This window comes from Vibrio vulnificus CMCP6 (genome assembly GCF_000039765.1).
Taxonomy (GTDB): domain Bacteria; phylum Pseudomonadota; class Gammaproteobacteria; order Enterobacterales; family Vibrionaceae; genus Vibrio; species Vibrio vulnificus_B.
Genome location: NC_004459.3, coordinates 393,740 through 417,998, shown reverse-complemented (window position 1 = coordinate 417,998; position 24,259 = coordinate 393,740). Strand labels below are relative to the sequence as shown.

The window sequence follows — 24,259 nt, the reverse complement described above, 5'->3', positions numbered from 1 at the left end:
GATCCGATAAGCGTGTTTAAGGTCTGATTATTGATGTTATCGTTCTGTTAAACTCCAGCTAACCATACCCTAGAGTTGCTGAGTGAATCAACAACACTAGGGTAAATCATAATAATATTGAGTAAAGTTAGTACACTAGAGCGCTGTTATGGATAGCATGAGACTTTTGGACGCCCATAGGTCGATCAATCAATTGTTGGGGAAGTTAGCCTTAGGATTGGAGAAAGATCAGTTAAATCGAGAAATTGTATCCTTGTCAGAGCATCTGTTTGGATCTCGTAAGGCCTCGATTTTGAAGCTGGATCCGCAGCACAATACGCTGCATCTTGAATACGCCCCGAATCTTCCTGATTTTTACAATCAAGCAATTGAAGGTGTCGAGATTGGTGAAAGGGTAGGATCGTGTGGAGCTGCAGCTTATAGCGGAAAGTCCGTGGTCGTGAGTGATATTGAGAGTCACCCGAATTGGCAGCCCTATGCCGAGTTAGCGAAAGCGGCGAATGTGGCGGCATGTTGGTCCGTCCCGATTGTTTCCCGACAAGATAAAGTGCTGGGCACCTTTGCCATTTACAGCGACATGCCTTCTAAACCAGCAAAAGAAGAACTGGAAATCTTGGATCTTCTCGCTGCGCTTTATTCGATAGCACTAGAAAAGTATCACTTAGAAGAACAACTTCACTATCACGTAAATCGCGATCCTCTGACGCAGTGTTACAACCGACGAATCTTCTACTTGGAATCCGAACCTTTGCTAGAAACAGCTCGGCACAGTGAGTATGGGATTGGCTGTTTCTTTATTGATGTTGATGAGTTTAAGTACATCAATGATCGGTTTGGCCATGATGTTGGTGATGCCGTGTTAATCAATTTGGCCAATTGGTTAATGGCGCAGTTTCCTCAACACGCTGTCATTTCTCGTTACGGAGGTGATGAGTTTGTCGCGATTTGCCCATTTGTGCACAAACAGGCGTTCCAAGCGTTTTATCAGCAATTACAAAGCAAGATCAAAATGTTCTTCTTGATCGAGGATTATTCTGTTTCAGTCAGTATTGGCGCGGACTATGCGGAAGGTGAGTCCTTGGCCAACGTGGATGCACTTATTCGTCAAGCTGACATCTGCATGTATCAAGTAAAACGTGCTCACCAAACCGTGAGTGCAAGATTGAATTGATCTCATAGTGACAACGAGAAAAGAAAATGAACGAGAATCATTGCCCGATTTGCCAGCAGGAGCTGGAGTGGAACGGACAGTATCACTGCCAACAGTGTGATAAAGAGTTTACCAAGCTTGGATTTTGCCCAGAATGTGAGGCTGAATTAGAGAAACTGCAAGCGTGCGGTGCGGCGAATTACTTCTGTAATCACTGCAACGAGCTTAAATCAAAATCAAGAATTCGCTTTCAGTTCAAAGAGAAACCCGCAGAATAAGCCCAAACCGTTACCACAGATTAAGCCATGGATTAGTTCACGGTAGAGCGTATTTCACCATCGGATAAGCGGGTGACCAAAGTGTCGCCCGTTTTAATTTGTGATTGACGCGTAATCACGTCACCTGATTCACTTTGCGTAATGGAGTAGCCTCGTTTCAGTGTCGCCAAGGGGCTTACAGTGTCGAGTTTCTCCGCCGCGATCGCGATCTGGTGGCGCAACCTTAGCAGCTTGCGGTCCATTGCATCCATCATCTTCTGTTCCACTCGTGCAAGCGCATTTTTTTGTTCACTGATTTGACGAACAGGTGAAAGCAACTGCAGTTTGTGCTGAACACGAGATACCTTTTGTTCTCGTTGTGCCAGATACTTTTCCATAGCTCGTTGTAAGCGGATCTGCAACTCATCAGCTTGCTGAGTCTGACGCATCAAGCGATAGCGAGGATGCTGTTTCTCTAGTCGATGGCTCAGCGAGACTATGGTGCGATTTTGCTCGGTGAGGTAATGACGCCATGCTGCGCGCAGTTTTTGCTCACGGCTCATTAAGGCTTGATCTTTGTGGCTGTTATCACGGCTAACCAGTTCTGCTGCTGCGGATGGCGTTGGTGCGCGTAAATCTGCAACAAAGTCTGCGATCGTCACATCAATCTCGTGGCCAACCGCAGAGATAATTGGGATTTGGCTGGCAGCAATAGTGCGGGCGACAATTTCATTGTTAAAGCACCAAAGATCTTCCAATGAGCCACCGCCACGACCGACAATTAAGACATCACATTCGTTACGGCTGTTTGCTCGACCAATCGCTTGAGCGATTTGAATGGCGGCCTCTTCTCCTTGCACCAGAGTCGGATAAATGACCACAGGAAGAGAAGGATCTCGGCGTTTCAGTACATCGAGAATGTCATAAAGCGCTGCACCTGTCTTCGAGGTGATAATGCCTACACACTTCGGGTGCTCTGGAATGGCCTGTTTGCTGGATTGGGCGAAAAGCCCTTCGCTGGCCAGTTTCATTTTTAACGCATCAAATTGCTGTTGCAGACGACCATCGCCTTCTGGCTGCATGCTTTCGATGATCAACTGATAATCACCACGTGGCTCGTACAACGAAAGACGTGCTTTGACCAACACTTGATTACCATTGGTGGGCTTAAAAGAAACGAGGCGGTTATTCCCTCTAAACATGGCGCATTTTACTTGTGCCATTGAATCTTTAAGGGTGAAGTACCAGTGACCAGAAACCGGTGCAGAGAAGTTAGAAATCTCTCCCACTAACCAAACAATGCCTAATTGGTTTTCAAGCAATAAACGAACTTCAGAATTTAAACGTGAAACGGTGAAGATGTTTGGATTGGTCAGAGAAGACAAAGCTAATCCCGTAGACGTGGGTATGGAAGTTAGCCGCAATATAATACATAGCAAGAGGGTGAATGCAAGAAAAAAATTAAAAAATTTGTGGTCAAGCGATTGCGTTGGCCGTATAATCCGTCCGCAATATCTAATCCAAATGTAGCAAGTTGCTTAAAGCCTGCTGCCCTCATTATGCGAAACGATGAGATTGGATTGTTCTTTTTACCTCTACATATTGTGAGATATTGCAAATGCTAAGAATTGCCAAAGAAGCGCTGACATTCGATGACGTACTACTCGTGCCAGCTCACTCCACTGTTCTCCCAAACACAGCTGATCTTCGCACTCAGTTGACCAAAAACATCACACTGAACATTCCTATGATCTCTGCCTCGATGGATACCGTGACGGAAGCTCGTCTCGCTATTGCACTTGCGCAGGAAGGTGGCATTGGCTTTATTCACAAGAATATGTCTATCGAACAGCAAGCTGCTGAAGTTCGTAAAGTGAAGAAGTTTGAAGCGGGTGTGGTAACGGATCCTGTCACTGTAAGCCCTGATGCGACCATCGCGGATGTGGTTGCGCTGACCGACAAGCACGGTTTTGCTGGTTTCCCAGTGGTTACTGAAAGCAATGAGCTAGTGGGTATCATCACCGGTCGTGACGTACGTTTTGTGACAGACCTGTCTAAGAAAGTCTCTTCTGTCATGACGCCAAAAGAAAACTTGGCTGCCGTAAAAGAAGGTGCAACTCGCGCTGAAGTGCAAGAAAAAATGCATGAAGCACGCGTTGAGAAAGTACTGGTTGTGAATGATGATTTCCAATTGACCGGCATGATCACGGCAAAAGACTTCCACAAAGCAGAACGTAAACCAAACGCATGTAAAGATGCGCAAGGTCGTCTACGCGTAGGCGCAGCGGTTGGTGCGGGCGCGGGTAACGAAGAACGCGTTGCTGCACTGGTTGAAGCCGGTGTTGATGTACTGTTGATTGACTCTTCACATGGTCACTCAGAAGGTGTTTTACAACGTATTCGTGATACACGAGCGGCATTCCCGAATCTTGATATCATTGGCGGCAACGTTGCGACAGCGGCGGGTGCCAAAGCCCTGATTGAAGCGGGCGTTAGCGCAGTAAAAGTGGGTATTGGCCCAGGCTCTATCTGTACGACTCGTATCGTAACTGGCGTAGGCGTTCCACAAATTACCGCGATTGCAGACGCAGCGGAAGTAGCGAACCAATATGGCGTGCCAGTGATTGCTGATGGCGGTATCCGTTTCTCTGGTGATATCTGTAAAGCGATTGCGGCGGGCGCATCTTGTGTGATGGTTGGTTCTATGTTTGCGGGTACTGAAGAAGCACCGGGTGAAGTGATTCTTTACAACGGCCGTTCTTACAAAGCTTACCGTGGTATGGGTTCTTTGGGCGCAATGTCTCAAGGTTCTTCAGATCGTTATTTCCAGTCAGACAACGCAGCAGACAAGCTGGTACCAGAAGGTATCGAAGGCCGTATCGCGTACAAAGGCCGCCTAAAAGAGATCGTTCACCAGCAAATGGGTGGTCTACGTTCAAGCATGGGCCTAACAGGCAGTGCAACGATCGAAGAAATGCGCACTAAAGCTGAATTCGTACGCATTACGGGCGCGGGCATGCAAGAGTCTCACGTGCACGATGTACAAATCACCAAAGAAGCACCTAACTATCGCTTGGGTTAATTGACCCTGAGTTGAAATTTAAAGCTTATGGGGAGCGAGATGGGCTCCCCATCCACCAAATTTGATATCGAGATTAACCTCAATGACTAAAAATATTCATGACCAACGTATTCTGATCCTAGATTTCGGTTCGCAGTACACTCAACTTGTTGCGCGCCGCGTACGTGAAATCGGCGTTTACTGTGAGCTTTGGAGCTGGGATGTTGAAGAAGCGGATATTCGTGAATTCAACCCAGACGGTATTATTCTTTCTGGTGGCCCAGAGAGCGTGACAGAAGATAACTCTCCTCGCGCACCTCAATATGTATTCGATTCAGGCGTGCCAGTACTGGGTGTTTGTTACGGCATGCAGACCATGGCTGAGCAGCTAGGCGGAAAAGTATCGACTTCTGACGAGCGCGAGTTTGGCTATGCAGCTGTAAAAGTGTCTGGTGAGTCAGCTATTTTCAAAGATCTTGAAGCTACTCAAGATGTATGGATGAGCCACGGTGACAAAGTCGTTGAGATTCCAGCGGGCTTCACCAAAGTAGGTGAAACAGACACTTGTCCTTACGCTGCAATGGCGAACGAAGAGAAGAAATACTACGGTGTTCAGTTCCACCCAGAAGTAACGCACACTAAAAATGGCTTACAAATGCTAGAGAACTTTGTTCTTGGCATCTGTGGTTGTGAGCGTCTATGGACTTCAGAATCCATCATCGAAGATGCGGTTGCTCGTATTAAAGAGCAAGTGGGTGACGATGAAGTGATCCTAGGTCTATCTGGTGGTGTGGATTCATCAGTAGTAGCCATGTTGGTTCACCGTGCAATCGGCGACAAGCTAACGTGTGTCTTCGTTGATAACGGTCTACTTCGTTTAAACGAAGGTCAGCAAGTGATGGACATGTTTGGCGACAAGTTTGGCCTAAACATCATCAAAGTTGATGCTGAAGAGCGTTTCCTAAAAGCACTTGAAGGCAAATCTGATCCTGAAGAGAAACGTAAGACCATCGGTCACGTATTCGTCGATGTCTTTGATGAAGAATCGAAGAAGCTGAAAAATGCGAAATGGCTCGCTCAAGGTACTATCTACCCAGACGTAATCGAGTCAGCAGCCTCTAAGACAGGTAAAGCGCACGTAATCAAATCTCACCATAACGTGGGCGGTCTGCCAGACGATATGGAAATGGGTCTTGTTGAGCCACTGCGTGAACTGTTCAAAGATGAAGTACGTAAGATTGGCCTAGAACTTGGCCTACCTTACGAAATGCTTTACCGCCACCCATTCCCTGGTCCGGGTCTAGGTGTTCGTGTTCTTGGTGAAATCAAGAAAGAGTACTGTGATTTGCTACGTCGTGCGGACGCTATCTTTATTGAAGAGCTCCATGCTGCGGATCTTTACAACAAAGTATCTCAAGCGTTTACGGTATTCCTACCAGTGCGTTCTGTAGGTGTAATGGGCGATGGCCGTAAGTATGACTGGGTGGTATCACTACGTGCCGTAGAGACCATCGACTTCATGACGGCGCATTGGGCACACCTACCGTACGATTTCCTAGGTAAGGTTTCTAACCGTATTATCAATGAAGTAAACGGCATCTCACGCGTGGTTTACGATATCTCTGGTAAGCCACCAGCAACCATCGAATGGGAATAATCTTGCGTTAACGCATTGCATTGATCTATCGAATAAACCCCGAGTGAACTCTCGGGGTTTTTTATTACTGTTTACTCGGGTTGTTGGTTTTGGAACAGGGGCTGCATTCGCTTTGTCGTAGAACGTTGTTCGATTTGCATGATGCTGAAATGACTCGCAGTTTTGTTCAATAATGGTGAATCTCTCTGACTTTACCGAGGATTAAGGTCTAATCTGCCAGAAATGTAACATTTTTTGTGTAGAGAAAAAGGATAAGGAAGAATGAAGATTTCCCATCTGTCGGTTCTGATCGGATGCACGTTAGCCGCTGGAGCGCAAGCGGCAATGAATATCCAACCAGACCCTCAAAACCCGAATGGATATGTTGTTTCACGAGTGGATCTGCAAGCCGCAGAGCAAGCGCAAACGGCAGATCCCATGTACGCAATTTGGTCGAAGGCGTTAGAAACACGCTCGAATACCATCGTCGAAGCCATTGCTCCCGGTGCGGCGAGCAACCCTGATAACGTAAAGCGTACTGAACGTGTTTTCCCACAAAGTGAATGGGATTTTCTCACTCATATGGCTGCGCCCGAATACACTTATACGCGTTTTTTAAAGGCGATAGGTAAGTTCCCTGCTTTCTGTGGCGAGTACACCGACGGGCGAGATTCAGATGCGATCTGTAAAAAATCCATCGTGACTGCCTTTGCTCATTTCGCGCAAGAAACCGGTGGCCACATTGCGATTGACAACGTCTCTGATAACCCACTAGGTCTGGAAGAGTGGCAACAAGCGTTAGTTCATGTTCGTGAAATGGGGTGGTCGGAAGGCCAAGCCGGTTACACCACGGGTTGTGGCCAAAACGATTGGCAAAACAAACGTTGGCCGTGTGAAGCGGGGCAGGGCTATTTTGGCCGTGGGGCAAAACAGCTTTCTTACCACTTCAACTACGGGGCCTTTTCGGAAGTGATGTACGATGGTGATGCCACCGTGCTGCTTAAGAATCCAGCTTTGGTGGCGGACTCTTGGTTAAATCTCGCTTCAGCCATTTGGTTTTTCTTAACGCCTCAAGCACCGAAACCAGCCATGCTGCATGTGATCGACCGTACTTGGGTGCCGTCCCAACGTGAAGTGGACGCAGGCATTGGCTACGGCTTTGGTACCACGATTAACGTCATCAATGGTGGCATTGAGTGTGGTGAGCAGAATAAAGACAAAGGCCAGCCGGTTAACCGTATTCGTTACTGGGAAGGGCTGGCATCGCACTATCAAATCCCTGTGGAAGCGGATGAGAAGAACACCTGTTGGCAGCAAACCCCTTATGGTAGTTTGAACCTCAATGGTGCAACCGACGTGCTCTACACCAACTGGGACGGCAACTGGAAATATTACGCCGATCGTCCAGGAGGCTATTCCTTTGAGTGTGAATTGGTGGGCTTCCAAACGGCCTATTCGGCCTTAGTACCTGGCGACTACGAAAAATGTGTGACTAACTTCTATGGCTCGCACGCAAGTTGGCCAGAAGTGCGTGTAGTTGACAAACTAGACCCTGTTGACCCTGGAACCCAACCGGGTGGCAATGAGTGGAGCGCAAGTAAAGTTTACGTAGCTGGCGACCAAGTCACTTACAAAGGTGCGACATACAAGGCGAAGTGGTGGACACAAGGCAACGACCCAAGCTTAGGTGGGCCTTGGGAATTGGTGGCGGGAACACCAACAGAGCCAACGCCAACACCAGATCCTGTACCAACGCCAGATCCGACTCCGGACCCAGAGCCAACACCGGATCCGACGCCAGAGCCAACCCCAGTCCCAGGTACCTTTATTCAGTGGGAACCGGGAATGACGCAGGTTGCGAATGGTGAAAAAGTGACTTACAACGGTAAGTGCTTTATCGCTAAAAATGGCCCAGGAGTTTGGGAGACGCCAACGCAATCAAACTGGTTCTGGGATGAGATTTCTTGTCAGTAACCTTTCTAACCTCAAACAAACTCTGGCTATGCCAGAGTTTGTTTATTCAGCTCGTTTAATATGAAATCTTAGTTTGCACTTTAGCTAGCTATCTTTTATTCAACGCTTCATTAAAATCCGCGCGTAATTTTTATAAACATTTTTGAAAAGGTACGCGTTTATGTCTACTAAACTGGCTAACCCAGCGCCACTTGGTCTAATGGGTTTCGGTATGACTACTATCCTGCTCAACATTCACAATGCAGGTTTCTTCCCGATTGACTCAATGATCTTGGCAATGGGCATCTTTTACGGTGGTCTAAGCCAAGTGATCGTAGGCATCATGTGCTTTAAGCGTGGTGATACCTTTGGTACCACAGCGTTTACGTCTTACGGTCTATTCTGGTTGACGCTGGTTGCGTTGATCGTGATGCCATACATGGGTCTACCAGCAAGCCCTGCAAATTTCATGGGTTGGTACCTTGCTCTGTGGGGTATTTTCACTGGTTTCATGTTCATTGGCTCGCTGTGCTACCCAACAGCAAAACAAGTGGTATTTGGTTCATTGACCATTCTGTTTGCACTGCTAGCAGCACGTGATTTTACGGGCAGCGAACTTATCGGCACGATCGCGGGCTTTGAAGGCATCTTCTGTGGTGCGAGCGCAATCTATTTTGCTATGGCGCAAGTGCTAAACAACGAATATGGCCGCACTATTTTGCCTATTGGTGAAAAGAAAGCACCAGCAGTGAACGCGCAAGAGCTTGCTGCATAAGCCACATCGTTTTGGGAACAGAAATGAAAGGGGTTAGCCAATGGCTAACCCCTTTTTTTTATTTGCCCGTGAGGGCAACACTGCCTTTTTCTTATTGTACGATGTTGTGTTTACTTCCTGAGAAGTTAGAGTGAAGGCTGCTCCACGACGGTGGTTTGTTTTTCTTCCGTTTGTGGATCTTGACCTGTTTTACGTTTGTATTTCTCTTCCCAGTAAGTCGCTCCTGAGATACCCAGTTTTACAGGGTTGAAGGTGTAGTCGGTCACGCCTTGCTTTTGTTGCTCTTCATAATCTTGCAGCGCTTTGATCGCTGGCTTCGACATGAAGAAGATGATTAGAATACCAACGATGTTGAGCCATGCCATCAAGCCAACGCCCACATCACCCATTGCCCATGCCAAGTTCGCGGTTTTCACTGTGCCGTAGAAGACGACAGCAATCAGTGCGACTTTTAGTACAAACATCAAACCATTCACTTTGAAGCTGCGACGGATGTACGCGATGTTCGTTTCTGCAATGTAGTAGTAAGCAAGAATCGTGGTAAAGGCGAAGAAGAACAGCGCAACCGCAATGAATGGTTTACCTACGCCTGGCAATGCACTTTCAATCGCCATTTGTGTAAACACAGGGCCGTTGGCTGCGATTTCAGCTGAGATGTTCTGTACGAGGAAGCCTTCCGCACCATGAACGTTATACGCGCCAGTGATCAGAATCATAAAGGCGGTCGCTGAACAGACGAGCAGAGTATCGATGTAGATTGAGAACGACTGCACCAAACCTTGCTGCGCAGGGTGATCAACACTGGCTGCTGCCGCTGCGTGAGGGCCTGTACCTTGACCTGCTTCGTTTGAGTAAACACCACGTTTTACACCCCAACCAATTGCAGCGCCGACACCCGCCATTGGTGTGAATGCATCACCTACGATCATCGCGATGATACGTGGTACTTCACCAATGTTGAGTAGGATGATCACGAACGCCGTGATGATGTAAGCCAATGCCATGAATGGCACCACGACTTGGGTGAAGTTTGCGATACGTTTTACACCACCAAAAATGATGAACGCTAGGATGACAGAGATGACCGTACCAGTGAAAATTTTCGCAAAACTGAAGGTGCCGATGGCGGTCTCAATCATCTCTCCAGGACCAAATGCCGCTTCAACCGCATTACCAATGCTGTTCGACTGCACGCCTGGTAGTAGGAAGCCACACGCAAAGATGGTCGCAATGGCGAAGATCCACGCGTACCACTTCTGACCCATGGCCTTCTCAATGTAGTAAGCTGGGCCACCACGGAATTCACCGTTGTCTTCTTCTTTGTAGATTTGCGCCAGTGTGGATTCTGCATAGGCGGTTGCAGCACCAAAGAAGGCTACGACCCACATCCAGAATACCGCACCCGGACCACCAAAACCGATCGCTGCTGCGACACCTGCGATGTTACCTGTACCGACGCGACCAGAAAGTGAAACGGCTAATGCTTGGAAAGAGGAGATCCCTTTTGAAGAGCTTTTGCCAGAAAGGAGTAGGCGCCACATTTCGAAGAAGTGACGCACTTGAACAAAGCGAGTCACGATGGAGTAGAACAGACCAGCGCCCAAGCACAGATAAATCAGCACCGGGCTCCAGATAATTCCATTCAGAAAATCAACTAAAGACTGCATGAGTATTTTCCCTGTTAGATGTTTGTGTTGTTTGTTTTCTGTTCGGTATGTTAATCTTTTTGTAATGCAATTGTTAATTAAAATATCTAAAACATATCACCTTCGTGACTGTGAACACAAAATGCTAATAAATTGTTAAATGGAAAAGAGTAAAAGTGCTGTATAGAACAAGATACGGGATATTGGTGGCTATTTACTTTTATTGCAGAATAATGCATCGCAGAACCATTCATCTTTTGTATGAAATGAGTTCTGCGATGTTGGGGAATTTTAGATAAATCCTCTAATGGCTTATCTGGCCGCTTTATTGCGTGTTGGGTTATCGCGTGTTGGGTTAGCTGGCGTAGCGGAAGAGATCCAACCCTGCCGGATTCTCCGATTGCTCGCCAGTGATGATTTGGCTCAGCAAGTGACCTGAGCCACACGCCATGGTCCAACCTAAGGTGCCATGTCCGGTATTGGTATAAAGATTCTTGAGCGGGGTTTTGCCGATGAGTGGTGTGCCGTCTGGTGTCATAGGGCGAAAACCTGTCCAGAATTCCGCCTTGGCAAAATCACCGCTATGAGGGAAAAGATCGTTTACCACCATAGAAATGGTTGCTTTGCGTTTCTCAGGAATTGCAGGATCGAATCCGGCCAGCTCTGCCGTGCCTGCCACGCGGATACGGTCATCAAATCGAGTCAGCGCCACTTTATAGGTTTCATCCATGACCGTAGAAACCGGAGCTTGGCTTTCATCGGTGATCGGAACGGTCAGTGAATAACCTTTGACCGGATAAACAGGTATCGTGATCCCCAGTTTCGCCAGTAGCGCGGTGGAATAACTGCCCATGGCCACCACGTATACATCCGCTTGCAACTCGCCAGCATCAGTAGACACGCTCACTACTTGGTTACCCTGAGTATTGACTTTCTTCACGTTCGTATTGAACAAAAAAGTTACGCCTTGCTGTTGTGCCAGTTCTGTCATCTGTTGGCAAAACAAATAGCAATCGCCCGTTTCATCGTCAGGTAGATAGAGACCGCCCGTCAGTTTATGGCTCACGGCTGCCAACCCCGGCTCTTGCTTAATGCACTCATCGACACTCATACGTTGATAGCGCGTACCGCTTTGCTCAAGCAGTGCGATGTCTTTTTCAATGGCGATCAATTGCTTTTGAGTACGAAAAACCTGCAACGTGCCTTGTTGGCGGCCTTGGTATTCAATATCGTGCTCTTGGCGAAGTTGGCTAAGGCATTCACGGCTGTGATTGGCAATTGCCAGCATCCTCGCTTTGTTCACTTGATAACGACTGAGTTGGCAGTTGGCCAACATTTGTGTCGCCCATTTCAGCAGTTGAGGATCAAGAGAGGGTTTGATTTTCAGTGGTGCGTGCTCTTCCATCAGCCAGCGAAGCGCTTTTTGGGGAATGCCCGGTGCAGCCCAAGGCGAAGAGTAGCCGTAAGAGATCTGTCCTGCATTGGCAAAACTGGTTTCTTCCGCGCTGCGCGCTTGGCGGTCGACAACGGTCACCTGATAGCCCGCTTTTTGTAGATACCACGCGCTCATCAAGCCAACCACACCACTGCCCAATACCACTGCTTTCATCGATTTTCTCCTGATTAGAAACAGCGTGAGTTTCTTAGGTTTACAACTTGGTAACAATCGATATAAATTAATTGCTGCTTATAGAAAAACTAAACGCAAGTGGGCAAAAATGATCAAAAGCACTTATGTATCGGCACTGCATACTTTTGTGGAAGTGGGTAAGTACCCCAGTTTAACCGAGGCTGCAAGGCAACTTTGCTTAACTACCGGTGCGGTGAGTCAGCAGTTATTACAGCTAGAACAGCAACTTGGTTTTAGTTTGTTTGAACGGCACTCTCGCGGTATTCGTTTTACGGAGAAAGGTCGGCAACTTCATCAATGTGCCGCGTTGCACTTTGGGGAAATGGCATCGGAAATCCAACGTTTAAAGCAAGAGCAGAATCGCCCACAGGAAGTGCGTCTTAAATTGACTCCTTCTTTTGCCTTCAAATGGCTGGTGCCAAAATTGGAAAGCTTTCACCAGCAGTACCCCGATATTCAAATCCAAATTTTTGCCGAAGGGGCTTTGGTGAACAGTGATACGCGAGATTTTGACCTCGCGATTGATTACCGCCCACACCCGTTTCGTCAAGCCAATACCGAGTTGCTATTGGATGAATATTTGCTGCCTGTGATGAACCCCAGATACTTGCAAACACACGCGTGGTTGCACAATGCCGTGTATGCGCTAGATGAGTGGAGTCAAGTGGTGCTTTTGCACGACGCTATGCCGTGGGAAAACGCGCCAAGGGATTATGAATGGCTTAGTTGGGTCGCGCAGAGACGGCTCGATTTACCAACCGAAAGAGGACACTTCTTTAACCGGACCGATATGGCGATGTCGGCTGCCGAAGCGGGTGTAGGGATTGCCATGGCACGCATGGCGCTGATTGATGATGAGTTGCAAACCGGCCGCTTAGTCTCTCCTTTTCAGCCCATCCGAGCAGAGGCGGGGTACTATTTGATCCACAACAGCAAAAATGACAGCACCGCAGCGTTTACCACTTGGCTTAAGCAACAAATTTCAAATTGAGTGGCAACTCAATAACTAGCTCCTACACTTACTTTTATACCGTGGTCATAACAAATAAATCCAAATCGGTATGACAAGAGGGGCAGCAAATGAAGTCAGAAAAAGGCCGATGCAGCTATCAAAATCCTGATGGCTGGTGCTGCGATCAACCGTGTGGGGAGTCTGGTCTCTGTTACTGGCACGATCCCAAAGTCGATAAAAGCAATGACGACGTCAAGTCGCAGGTTGAGCAATGGGCAGCAGAAGGTAAACCTTTAGACGGATTTCAGTTGGCAAAAACAAACTTGGTTGATCTCAATTTGGTTAACCGTGGTAGCAAGGTTGGGTTTCAGTGTCGAGGTGCCGATTTCTATCGCGCAGACTTAAGTGATGCTCATTTTTTTGGCTTAGATTTACGCGGTTCTTCACTGATGAAGAGCAAATTGGTGTGTGCCAATTTGCACTGCGCAAAACTAGAGGGTTGCAATTTACTCGGAGCGGACTTGGCGCGTGCCCGTCTCGAAAATATCGAGTGGGGGGAGGAGCTCAAACAAGAGCAAGAAGCGCGAGTTGCGATGAAAAAAGGCGATCATAAAAAAGCCAAATCCTTATGGCAAGAAGCGGAGGAAGTCTGCCGAGGGGTACGCAAGCAGTGTGAAAAACAAGGGTTGTTTGAAAGTGCAGGGCTATTTTTTAAAAAGGAAATGCGTTTTCGTCGTTATCAAATGCCGAGACTCAGCCTGCAGCGGATTTTATCGAAATTGGTTGATCTGTTTTGTGGCTACGGAGAAGACCCGCTTAGAGTCGTGTTGTTTTCACTGTTCCTGATTTTTGCCAGTGCAGCGGCTTACTTTTTCTTAGACACCACCTCGGCTAACCCGATTTATGCCGATGTGACGGGTTGGCAGTTTTACGTATTGGAATTTCTCAACGCGGTCTATTTTAGTGTCGTTACCTTTACCACGCTCGGCTATGGCGATATATCACCAGTGGGTTTAGCGCGCTTTATTGCCGCGTTGGAGGCGTTTCTTGGTAGTTTTACCATGGCCCTGTTTGTGGTGGTGTTTGTAAAGAAAATGACGCGATGAAAGAAAGCTCACTCGTACATGAGTGAGCTTTTTTGTTGTGATGAGTGATTAACTGAGTGATTCTGACTGAAGAGATTGCAACTCTTTTTCTTTGATCAGCTCGTTAAATTCAATGCGCGCTGCTTGAGCCGCTTCAGAGGCTTGCAGTTTGTGTTCTTTAGCCTCCATTGCCGCGTTCGTTAGGCGTTGAATTTCTGTAAGTTGTTCCTCAGGAGCTTCTCCAAGTTCTAAGCCGCTTTCTCCGCGAGAGAGCGCTTCAGAACGTATCACTTTTTTCAGTTTCCAGATGGCAGCGAGAGCCTCGCGTTCTTGCTCTGCTGCCTCAACCGCTTCATCTTTCAATCGTTCGAATTTCGCCAGTGCCATACCTTCGCGTGACCAAGGATCAACATCAGGAAACTCTTCTATGTTGATAACGGGATCTTCATAACCTTCTTGGTGTGCTAAGTCTAAGCTTGCGGCTTTGATTCCGGAAATCATCAACATAATGGCGATACCTAGCAATGGTAAACCGCCCACAATGGCTGCGGTTTGCAATGTCGCTAAGCCACCCATGAATAAGAGAATGGAAGGCATGAGTGATAAGGTGAAAGCCCAAAACAGTCGGTTCCAGCGTAGTGGATCTTCCGTGACATTGTTTTGTACAACGGACGCGAGAATAAATGAAATCGAATCGAAGGTTGTCGCAGTGAAAATAATGCACAAAATAGTGAATACCGCGATCACGACCGTACTGAGCGGAAGTTGTTCCAGAATGGCAAAAATGGCTCTTGTCGCACCGTGCTGGTTAAGAATGGCGACTACATCTAATTGACCCGAAAGTTGCAATGATAAACCAAAATTACCCAGTACCATAAAATAGAGCGCACAGCCCATTGAGCCGAAAAAGATCGACCCTGACACCATCTGCTTTATGGTTCTCCCTCTCGAGATTCGCGCAACAAACAGTCCCATACTTGGGGCAAACACTAGCCACCATGCCCAGTAAAAAATCGTCCAGTCTTGAGGGAAGTGGGTATCCTCGAATGGCCCATAACCGCCAAATGGTTCCGCCCATGTTGCCATAACGAAGAAATTGGACAGCATTCGGCCGATAGAATCTAAGCCGGTTTCCAGCATGAAGAGTGTTGGGCCTGTCACTAAGATGAAAGCGAGCAAGGCGAGCGCACCCCAGAAATTGATGTTGCTGAGTACTTTAATACCACCATCCATGCCTTTATAAGAGGAATAGGCGAACAGCGCAGTACACAGGAGCAGTACACCAATTTGTGAGAGTGTTGTTGAAGGGATGCCAAATAAATAGCTGATCCCTTCATTGATGAGAGGGGCAGCTAAACCAAGCGTGGTGGCTGCGCCACCAAGAAGGCCAAAAATAAACAAAACATCGATCACTTTGCCCAATTTACCGTAACTTCTTGCTTCTCCAATCACAGGCATCAGTGCCGCAGAAATTTTCAGAACTGGCTGCTTACGAACATAGAAGAAGTAAGCAATGGGTAAAGCCGGAATCAGATAGATAGACCATGCAATCGGCCCCCAGTGGAAAATTCCGTAAGTGGCGGCCCAGCGAATGGCTTCTTCACTGCCTGCTTCTAGTTGGAATGGCGGATTTTGGTAGTAGTAAGCCCACTCGATAGTGCCCCAATAAAGAATGCTGGCTCCGATCCCTCCGCAGAAAAGCATCGCCGCCCAGGAGCCTGTGGCAAACTCTGGCTTTTCATCGGCATCGCCCAGTTTAATTTGACCGATATCGCTGAAAATGATGTAAACCATGAAGAAAAATGCAGCCAAACCAAGGCCTAGGTAAAGAAAACCCAGCTTATCGGTCATGAATGTTTTTGCTACGCCTATCCAGTATTCTCCCTGAGATGGCCAAACAAGAAGTGGAATAATCACCGAAAAAAGAAGCGCTAGAGCGCCAAAAAAAGTGGGTTTATCGATGAGTTCAAAGTGCCTTTTCATAAAATTCCCTAGTACAAAATTACAATCAGTATGAAATACCGATTGTTCGATACTAATGAGGGAGTCTATTTGTGCAATTGAAATATTGAATGGTAACCACATGAATTTTTTATAGTATTCACGATGGTGCTAAATTGGTTGGTGAGTAATTGCTTTTAGAAATAACAACAGGAGAAGCGTCACCTTTACTGTGGTGTAGGCATCACCATGTCTTCTATTCGTGGTTATTTTGAACGGCGTCGGTGTTTGATGACAGCATAAATCATCGAACAGAAGAGCAGGGCGCTGATCCCCCAAATAACAAAGTGGTGGGCAGAGTAAAAATGGGTGATCTGATGCAAATGTTCGAAGGCAAAGTGAGTCAGTAAGCCAAATACCGCAACCCAAATGCTGGTGGCGAGAAGGTTGCCTAAGAGAAATTCTTTGAGGGGCATTTTGGCAATCCCACACGCCAGTGGCATAAATTGTTTCATCCCTTCGACAAAGCGGCTGATGACTAGGCAAGCTGGGCCATATTTTTGAATTGCCTGTTGCAGCTTGTGAAACTTAGCACCTGAAATGTAGCCTTTTTTATCCAACCAAGACTCAAAGTGGTAACCCAACAAGTAACCACAGCTGTTGCCGATAAAACAGCTCAACCAAGAGACGATCATCACCCAATAAAAATTCATCACACCATCAGAAGAGAGGATGGATGCCGCGATCATTAGCGATTGCCCTGGCATCGGTACGCCTACGCCCTCAAGCACGATGCTGACGACCAAAGCTAGGTAGCCATATTGTTCCAACAAAGGTTGCATAGAAATCAGCAGTTGGTTGAGATGTTGCACGGTCACTGTCCAGAAGGGGTATGCGATAAAGAGATGTTAATACGCCTGTCTATGGCGCGAATCAAGTGTGCTGATGGGTTCTTGCGTGGATTTTACAAAACCGTTCAGTTGTCGAGCGGTGACTCAGCAATGGGGATGTGTACAGCTTAAGAAGCATTTAGATCATCATGTACCTAAAGCATTTGGAACATGATGATCCTAATGCTCAAAAAGCAGAACCAGCGACGGAAAAAGTGGGAAAAATACATAAAGAAAACCCAGCGATAGCGGCTGGGTTTTCTGGTTATTCTCTTTTAAATCAAAGTTTTGATTGTGCTCGATTGAGTCGGTCATGAACGGCAAACCAGCTTTCGGTCACCGGTGGTCTTTCTACCCAAATTTCCTCACAGCCCCATTTGTCCGCTTCATCGAGTGTGCGATATAAGTCATGTGAGTATTCGGCTACTGAAGAGGGCATCTGTCTGACTTCGACATTCTCTTGCGCAGTGAACGGCGTGTAGTGAAGGTAGGCGATCTTCTTATCCCCAACCAGTGCCAGATCGCTAGCTTGAACCAAACGAACACGGGTATTGGGTTGGTAGTGGCTAGTGACATTACCGGGTACTGCAACATTATGGCTAACCGGAGAGCTCACTTCCTCGCTCAACGTGGCAGAGAGTTGCGCTGCGGTCACTGGGCCGGTACGTAAAATACGGAAAGGTTTTTCGGTCAGATCGACAATCGTCGACTCAAGCCCATGAGCGCAGTCCCCTCCATCTAATACGGCCGCAATTTTGCCACCGAGTGAATTCATAACGTGCTTGGCTGAAGTGGGGCTCAGTTTTTTGTAGGGGTTCGCTGAAGGCGCAGCAACCGCCATACCGGAAGATTGCAATAGGGTTGCAAATACGTCATGCGCAGGCATTCGAATGCCGATGGTCTCTAAGCCACCAGTAACCACGGGAGTAACATGGGGCGCTTTTTTTAACAGCAAGGTAACTGGGCCTGGCCAGTAGGCTTGCGCCAAAGTATACGCTTCTTCAGGAATGTCGATCGCCCAATCGGTCAATTGCTCCACACGGCCAATATGCACAATCAAAGGGTGATCGGCTGGTCTTCCTTTCGCGGCAAAGATCTTTTTTACAGCGTCTGGATTGGTGGCATCTGCGGCTAAGCCGTAAACCGTTTCAGTTGGGATCGCCACGAGCTCACCGCTGGCGAGAATCTCTTTGGCTTGATCGATGTCTTTTTGCTCTAGGGCAGAAAGATAAAGCGTGTTCAATGTTACTTCCTCAGAATTGGCCATGAGAGACCGATGTACTGCGTTATCCGAGCCCGCGCCGTGCGGTTCAAAACGAAGGCGACATTATACTCAACTAGTGTGAAGATGCGAGCACTAGCAGTATTGTGCTCTGTTCGCGCAAAATCACCTCGTTGATTCCTTCTTTAAGCTATTGATAAATGGTCAGCAGAGCAAAACTGCGGACCTAGCTCTGCCAGATCATTCGCCTATTTTTCTTCAATGCGTAATTTTTTTCATCCCCTTCCGGTCTATTCAAGCAGCTTATGCATTTCAAATATGACATTTGGCTTCATGGAGGGGAAATGTTGGCCGCCTATATCCAAGAAATATTGAGCTTACATCTGAGCTCGCCGCTGTGGCTGTTTATTGGCATCGTGCTGGTTTCCTATCTCTTGGAAGATCTTGCCATCGTGCTAGCCGCAGGGTTAGCCGTGGAAGGTTACCTCCCTTCTTTGGTTGCCATCGTTGCCATTTTTGTTGGTATTACTACTGGTGATTTAGCGCTCTATTGGTTGGGCAAATATGGTCAAAGTGTCCGTTTTTTGCGTTATCACACGCTCAAGCATAAAGCGTTTCGCCAGGTGAGAGGGCGTATTCAAAGTAAGGCTTTCGTGAGTTTGTTTGTGATTCGTTTTATTCCTGGATTGCGCACCTTAGGTTACACCCTAAGTGGTTATTGCCTCGTGCCGATGCGTGTTTTTTTGTTGGCGGTCATACTCGCCAGCGCGCTCTGGGTCGGGGGTGTGTTTGGGTCGGTGTACTGGTTAGGTAGCCAAGCTTTCTTAGCACAAAGCTCGTGGCTTTGGTGGTGGGTGTTAGGCGCATTTTTACTGCTGACCGTTATGAATCGTGTCGTGAGCCAGTCTTGGTCAAAAGGAAAAATATCAATATGAATCGAGCCATTGAAATGATTGAACAAGGCCGAGTGAATGCGGGCATGCCGTTGTTAAGTCAATCACCCAAGCGTGAGATTTCACCTTATGAGTTTCTACCGAGCTGGTTTTTTTATACCCCGGTGGTGGCACAGAGTGTCGTGCAAGGTTTGTGGCATCGAGACATCACGCTGCCATTAATTGCGAATCCCGCCATACATCTCAGTGGCATGGTGGGGGAGTCTAAGCACGATATTTTGACCTTAGCGGGCAAAGAGGCGCAGCGCTGGATTTCACCTTTCATCACCGTCAGCAAACATGGGCAGGAGATTGAGAGTCTGTTGGCCGAGATCGAGCAATCGTTGCTTGATGCCGGATTGACTTATCCCTTAGTGGCAAAACCCGATCTTGGTTGCCGTGGCGCGGGCGTGAAGCTTATCGAAACCGAGCAGCAACTTCGCCAATATTTGGACACTTTTCCGCAGCAAGCGCGGTTTCTGTTGCAGCAAAAAGCGCCTTTTTCGGCGGAGGCAGGGGTGTTTTACGTTCGTCATCCACAAGAAAAGCAGGGGCGGATTATTTCAATCACGTTGAAGTACGCGCCATCGGTGGTGGGTGATGGCCAGCGAACACTGAAAACATTAATTGAAGACTCGCCTCGAGCAGGTAAGTTGACGCATTTGTATTTCCCAAGGCACAGCAACAAGTTGGATTGGGTGCCTGACGCTGGTGAAGAAGTGCAGCTAGCGTTTGCGGGAAGCCACAGTCGCGGTTCGATATTTCGCAATGGCAACCAATACATCACCCCAGAGTTGACTCAGCGTTTAGATGCCATTTTTGATGATTTCAACGGCTTTCATTATGGACGGTTGGATATCAAGTTCGCCGACATTGAACAGTTTATGGCTGGAGAAAACTTCACCATTTTGGAAGTGAATGGTGCCAGCAGTGAGGCTGCCCATATCTGGGATAGCGAAACGCCTTTGCTGGAGATTTTTTCTACGCTGCTTTTGCAATACCGACTGCTTTTCCAAATTGGTGCGCAACAGAAAAAACTGGGCCACCGCACGCCGAAAATCCGTGAATTGCTTCGCGCTTGGCAAACTGAGCGTCAATTAGTTCGTCAGTATCCCGCTACCGATTAGCCCCCATTGTTAGGAATTTCCTTATGTTAATGATTGCCAAATCAGACAACCAACAAGCCAGAATGGTGATGAGTTATCCCGCGGTTGTGCAGGGGTGTTTAGAAACCCTTGAACAAGCACAGCAGTTTTTACTTGATATTGAAGATCGTCACTATGTGACACCCGCAGCCCCGTACGTAAGCAGCAGTATTGGAGAACATTTTCGTCATTGGTTAGATATTTTTCATGCGATTCGCTTAGCCAGTGAAGAGATTGACTACAACCAACGTCGCCGTGGTCACGCTGTTGAGCACTCTATCGAACAGGCGCAAGCAGAAATCGCACAGCTCACGACGTGGCTAGGGAATTTGAGCGCCGAAGCGGCAGTGATGAAAGTCTCCGTGACCAGTGAAGTGACGCTCTATCAAACACGGATTGCTGAGATGCAATCAACCCTTGAGCGAGAGTTGGCTTTCGCGGCGCTGCACGCCAACCATCATTTCGCTATGGCCAAAGTGGCGGCGCAGGTGATGCAAGTGGAAACCAATAGCGCGTTTGGCATTGCCCCAGCCACCGCGACTTACATCCGAGGCGAATAGCATGTGTTCGGTGACTTGGCTTATAGAGCCTGATGGCTATCAACTGTTTTTTAATCGTGATGAGCAAAAGGCAAGGCCATTGGCGTTGCCCCCTCAGCAAATTTGCATTCAACAAACATCGGTTCTCATGCCGATTGATCCCAAAGGGCGAGGCAGTTGGATCTCGCTCAATGAGCATGGGCTTTCCTTGTGTCTGCTGAATTACTATCAAGGAAAAGTGCCTGCCGGGGAGTTGGTCAGTCGCGGTTTATTATTGCGTCATCTTTCGCCGCATCAGCGAGTTGAGGACATTGTGAAAGTGTTTCGAACCATTCAGTTGAAACGCTTAGCACCCTTTACTTTGCTGGCGTTTGATCCGTCGTTGACGGCGCGTTTTGGTGATGTCATGGCATTTGAATGGAATGGTGAAACACTAGGGATCTTTCCTGTAGATAGTCCGCTGTTTTCTTCCGCTGTGCATTTCGATGCTGTGCAGAATTATCGCCAGCAACTTTACCGGGAATGCACAGCGAAAGAGAAAACGCGCGAATCTCTGTTGGCTTTTCATCGTGCCTTTGAGGCAAAAGAGCCGCATCTCTCTCCGTGCATGGTACGAGAAGACGCACATACCGTGAGCTTTACCTCCATAAGCGTCAATCGTCAGCACAAGCGCATGAGTTATCTCCCTGGGTTGCCTGTTTTACAGCTCTCAGAAAGCGCACTTGAGGAACACGGTTATCACATTAATCCTGCCGCAGCTGCGGCAAATGATCATTGAGTAAGGAGCTCACAATGAAAAAATGGTTTGCTGTTTTATTGATGCTGGTGAGCGCGACGAGCTATGCCGCTGATGAAATCTACACGGGCTTTTTTAGCAACAAGGCTTTAGATGGGTATGACACCGTTGCTTACTTCACACAAAACAAGCCAGTGAAAGGAGAGGCCAAATTCAAAACGCAATACAAAGGTGCAGATTGGCTGTTTGCATCGCAAGCGCATCTTGATTTGTTTCTCGCTAATCCAGAGAAATACGCCCCTCAATACGGTGGTTATTGCGCTTGGGCGGTTTCCGAAAAGAGCGATTTTGCTCCGGGAGATCCACAATACTGGGCGATTGTTGATGGCAAGCTTTACCTCAATTACGACCAAAAAATTAAACAATGGTGGGACGAAGCGCCGCAGCGACACATCACACAAGCCGATGCGAATTGGCCAGCGATGCTGAAGTGATAGCTGTTTGATGTTGGTTTTAACTCGCGTGGAGAGAGAAGTATGTTAACCAGTCCATTTCGTTTACCCAGACATACGCCTTTTGGCTTGGGAGAATCACTGGTTGAGTGGATGACGGGTTTAGCAAAACTTGATGGCTTTTATCAAGCTCGTCCGAACACTCAAAGCAGTTTTGAATTTATGCGCTATACCCTCTCTGCGTTGAACATTGATTATCGTGTCGAACAGGGCTTAGTCACGCACATTCCTGAGCAAGGGCCGGTTGTGATCGTGGCCAATCATCCGCTTGGGGCAATTGAAGGTGTGATCTTAGCTGACTTGGTCGGCGCAGTACGTTCAGATGTGAAGGTGCTGGCCAATCAACTGCTCAAGCGCTTGCCTGAAATTGATGAGTTGTTTATTGGTATCGATGTTTTTGCAGGGCGCAGTGCAATGCGTACGAATGCCAACGCAGTGCGAGAAGCTCATCGTCATTTGGCGCAAGGAGGCGTGTTGATAGTCTTTCCTGCCGGAGAAGTTTCCACCTATCGAGAGGAGAGTGAAACCCTATCCGATATTGAATGGAGCCAATCGGTGGCGAAGTTTGTCACTCGTGCCAAAGCCACGACAATCCCCATTTATATTAATGGCCAAAATAGTGCGCTTTTTTACAAAGCCGGAAAAGTACACCCTCTGCTGCGCACCGCTTTGCTTGGTCGAGAGTTGCTGAACAAGAGTACTTCTACGATTGCCATTTCGATCGGAAATCCCATTCCTTATTCCGAGGTGAAAGAGTTTGAACATGAGCGAGATATTGTCCATTACTTACGGCTCAATACGTATCTCATGGGCGCAGAGCGAGAACCACCGTTTGCCTTTTGCTCACCAGTGTACACGCAACCGCTCATCCAACCGGTTGAGAAAGCTTTGTTGGAACGCGATCTGGCGGCTCTGCCTTCAAACGCGTTACTGCTAGAGCAAGGTGATTACGCCGTCTACTGTGTGGAATCGACAGCGATCCCTAATATGCTCAGGGAAATTGGCCGAGTTCGAGAAGAAAGTTTTCGTGAAGTGGGAGAGGGCAGTGGCTTGGCGTGCGATTTGGATCCCTTTGATGCCAGTTATCGACAATTGTTTGTTTGGAATCACAGTGAAGGCGAGTTGGTAGGGGCTTATCGATTAGGGCTGGTGGATGAACTTACCGTAGAGAAAGGCCTTGATGGGCTCTATTCGCGAAGCTTGTTTCAATACGACGAAGCCTTTCTCAATACGCTGGATAAAAGTATTGAATTGGGGCGCTCAGTGGTTGCCATCAAATACCAGCGCAGTTTGAATGCTTTGCTGCTTTTGTGGAAAGGCATCGCTGCGTTTGTGTCGCAACATCCTCAATACACTCATTTGTTTGGCCCTGTTAGCATCAGTAATGACTACAGTTCAGTGGCTAGACAACTGATGGCGGCCACGCTTTCGATTCATCATTACGATCAAGAAAAAGCGCGATTAGTGACTCCCACCACACCATTAAAAACAAGCACATCACCTTTTTGGCACAAGAATCTGCTCTCGGCATTGGCCAGTGTTTCAGCGTTATCTAAAGTGATTTCGCGTTTGGAAAAAGGCCCTGGCCTACCAGTATTGCTACGCCAATATTTAGGCATGAAGGGGAAACTGGTGTGTTTTAACGTGGACCCTGCCTTTAACCACGCGCTGGATGGTTTGATCGTGGTGAACTTGAAACAAGTCCCGCTGAAAACGTTAGCCAAATATATGGGCAAGGAAGCCGCCCAGCGCTACCTTGAGCAATAAGGTTTACAAAAATAGAAGAGACTTAATAAAGGCTAACTCTTTGAGTTAGCCTTTATATTGCTGAACTACTCTCAAATAAATAGCGTTGTTCGCAAGGACGTCGATATCGGAAAGGCGAGTAACCTGATTTAGTTTAGTACCTTGTTTTAGTACTCACAGCCAAGTTACTGAGAAATAAAATACAAAAAGGGCGATAACTCAAAGAGTTATCGCCCTTTCCAAACGTTTGGTGGGCTGGGGAGTTGAAATGGTTTCTCACTTTTCATAAATTCAGTAACTTATATCGATGTTGCCAATTTGGTGCTGCATCAAATGTTACATCAATTTCCTGCTTCAAAAGGAATTGAACCCGCGTCCACATATTTCTAATTCATTTAAAAAGATTGAGTTCTTATGACAATTCAATCTAAAACAAGAAAGCTGATACAGG

Annotated in this window: 20 protein-coding genes; 14 read left to right on the top strand and 6 right to left on the bottom strand. The window is 47.5% G+C overall.

Going from position 1 to position 24,259, the window contains the following annotated elements; translation table 11 throughout:
- The first annotated feature begins 148 nt into the window (after positions 1-148).
- A complete protein-coding gene (locus VV1_RS02060) occupies positions 149-1,171 on the top strand; it encodes a sensor domain-containing diguanylate cyclase (protein ID WP_011078520.1) in 1,023 nt (340 codons plus the stop codon).
- A gap of 26 nt (positions 1,172-1,197) precedes the next feature.
- Positions 1,198-1,428 (top strand): zinc ribbon domain-containing protein, encoded by a 231-nt coding sequence (locus tag VV1_RS02055; RefSeq protein ID WP_011078519.1) that lies wholly within the window; start codon positions 1,198-1,200, stop codon positions 1,426-1,428.
- 32 nt (positions 1,429-1,460) lie between these two features.
- Here VV1_RS02055 and xseA read toward each other — a convergent pair whose 3' ends face one another.
- Positions 1,461-2,792 (bottom strand): exodeoxyribonuclease VII large subunit, encoded by a 1,332-nt coding sequence (gene xseA / locus VV1_RS02050; RefSeq protein WP_011078518.1) that lies wholly within the window; start codon positions 2,790-2,792, stop codon positions 1,461-1,463.
- A 233-nt stretch (positions 2,793-3,025) separates the two neighbouring features.
- On the opposite strand from xseA, the gene guaB reads away from it, so the two are divergent.
- The 4 genes from guaB to VV1_RS02030 all read left to right on the top strand — a co-directional run bounded on the left by guaB (position 3,026) and on the right by VV1_RS02030 (position 8,832).
- On the top strand, positions 3,026-4,489 hold the full coding sequence (guaB, locus tag VV1_RS02045) for an IMP dehydrogenase (protein WP_013572343.1): 1,464 nt from the start codon (positions 3,026-3,028) through the stop codon (positions 4,487-4,489).
- A gap of 82 nt (positions 4,490-4,571) precedes the next feature.
- On the top strand, positions 4,572-6,125 hold the full coding sequence (gene guaA, locus VV1_RS02040) for a glutamine-hydrolyzing GMP synthase (protein ID WP_011078516.1): 1,554 nt from the start codon (positions 4,572-4,574) through the stop codon (positions 6,123-6,125).
- 261 nt (positions 6,126-6,386) lie between these two features.
- A complete protein-coding gene (locus VV1_RS02035; protein WP_011078515.1) occupies positions 6,387-8,078 on the top strand; it encodes a chitinase in 1,692 nt (563 codons plus the stop codon).
- Positions 8,079-8,238: 160 nt separating this feature from the next.
- Positions 8,239-8,832, top strand: coding sequence for an acetate uptake transporter (locus VV1_RS02030; RefSeq protein ID WP_011078514.1), 594 nt, complete (start codon positions 8,239-8,241; stop codon positions 8,830-8,832).
- Between the two features lie 125 nt (positions 8,833-8,957).
- Here the strand turns inward: VV1_RS02030 and VV1_RS02025 are convergent, their stop codons facing one another.
- Both VV1_RS02025 and VV1_RS02020 read right to left on the bottom strand, forming a co-directional pair.
- Complete coding sequence (locus VV1_RS02025; RefSeq protein WP_011078513.1) at positions 8,958-10,499, bottom strand: alanine/glycine:cation symporter family protein; 1,542 nt, start codon at positions 10,497-10,499, stop codon at positions 8,958-8,960.
- Between the two features lie 334 nt (positions 10,500-10,833).
- A complete protein-coding gene (locus tag VV1_RS02020; RefSeq protein ID WP_011078512.1) occupies positions 10,834-12,087 on the bottom strand; it encodes a D-amino acid dehydrogenase in 1,254 nt (417 codons plus the stop codon).
- A 25-nt stretch (positions 12,088-12,112) separates the two neighbouring features.
- Here VV1_RS02020 and VV1_RS02015 point away from each other — a divergent pair, with 25 nt between their 5' ends.
- Both VV1_RS02015 and VV1_RS02010 read left to right on the top strand, forming a co-directional pair.
- A complete protein-coding gene (locus VV1_RS02015; protein WP_080553392.1) occupies positions 12,113-13,099 on the top strand; it encodes a LysR substrate-binding domain-containing protein in 987 nt (328 codons plus the stop codon).
- A gap of 89 nt (positions 13,100-13,188) precedes the next feature.
- Complete coding sequence (locus VV1_RS02010) at positions 13,189-14,166, top strand: ion channel (RefSeq protein ID WP_011078510.1); 978 nt, start codon at positions 13,189-13,191, stop codon at positions 14,164-14,166.
- A gap of 48 nt (positions 14,167-14,214) precedes the next feature.
- On the opposite strand, the gene VV1_RS02005 is transcribed toward VV1_RS02010, so the two are convergent.
- The 3 genes from VV1_RS02005 to VV1_RS01995 form a co-directional block, all read right to left on the bottom strand.
- The gene (locus VV1_RS02005; protein WP_011149614.1) at positions 14,215-16,128 is read right to left on the bottom strand and encodes a BCCT family transporter; all 1,914 of its coding nucleotides are present in this window, start codon (positions 16,126-16,128) and stop codon (positions 14,215-14,217) included.
- 224 nt (positions 16,129-16,352) lie between these two features.
- Positions 16,353-16,958 (bottom strand): DedA family protein, encoded by a 606-nt coding sequence (locus tag VV1_RS02000; protein ID WP_172666063.1) that lies wholly within the window; start codon positions 16,956-16,958, stop codon positions 16,353-16,355.
- Between the two features lie 298 nt (positions 16,959-17,256).
- Positions 17,257-18,243 (bottom strand): L-threonylcarbamoyladenylate synthase, encoded by a 987-nt coding sequence (locus VV1_RS01995; protein WP_011078507.1) that lies wholly within the window; start codon positions 18,241-18,243, stop codon positions 17,257-17,259.
- A gap of 302 nt (positions 18,244-18,545) precedes the next feature.
- On the opposite strand from VV1_RS01995, the gene VV1_RS01990 reads away from it, so the two are divergent.
- From VV1_RS01990 to VV1_RS01965, 6 genes are read left to right on the top strand one after another with little or no spacing between them, the layout of a single operon-like run.
- Entirely contained in the window at positions 18,546-19,133 is a 588-nt protein-coding gene (locus tag VV1_RS01990; RefSeq protein WP_370443746.1) for a DedA family protein, read from the top strand.
- Entirely contained in the window at positions 19,130-20,257 is a 1,128-nt protein-coding gene (locus tag VV1_RS01985) for an ATP-grasp domain-containing protein (protein WP_011078505.1), read from the top strand. Before VV1_RS01990 ends, VV1_RS01985 begins: the two co-directional genes overlap by 4 nt.
- 23 nt (positions 20,258-20,280) lie before the next feature.
- On the top strand, positions 20,281-20,835 hold the full coding sequence (locus tag VV1_RS01980) for a hypothetical protein (RefSeq protein WP_011078504.1): 555 nt from the start codon (positions 20,281-20,283) through the stop codon (positions 20,833-20,835).
- A gap of 1 nt (position 20,836) precedes the next feature.
- On the top strand, positions 20,837-21,592 hold the full coding sequence (locus VV1_RS01975; RefSeq protein WP_011078503.1) for an NRDE family protein: 756 nt from the start codon (positions 20,837-20,839) through the stop codon (positions 21,590-21,592).
- A 14-nt stretch (positions 21,593-21,606) separates the two neighbouring features.
- The gene (locus VV1_RS01970; RefSeq protein ID WP_011078502.1) at positions 21,607-22,044 is read left to right on the top strand and encodes a YHS domain-containing (seleno)protein; all 438 of its coding nucleotides are present in this window, start codon (positions 21,607-21,609) and stop codon (positions 22,042-22,044) included.
- A gap of 42 nt (positions 22,045-22,086) precedes the next feature.
- A complete protein-coding gene (locus tag VV1_RS01965) occupies positions 22,087-23,829 on the top strand; it encodes a bifunctional lysophospholipid acyltransferase family protein/GNAT family N-acetyltransferase (RefSeq protein ID WP_011078501.1) in 1,743 nt (580 codons plus the stop codon).
- The last annotated feature ends 430 nt before the right edge of the window (positions 23,830-24,259 follow it).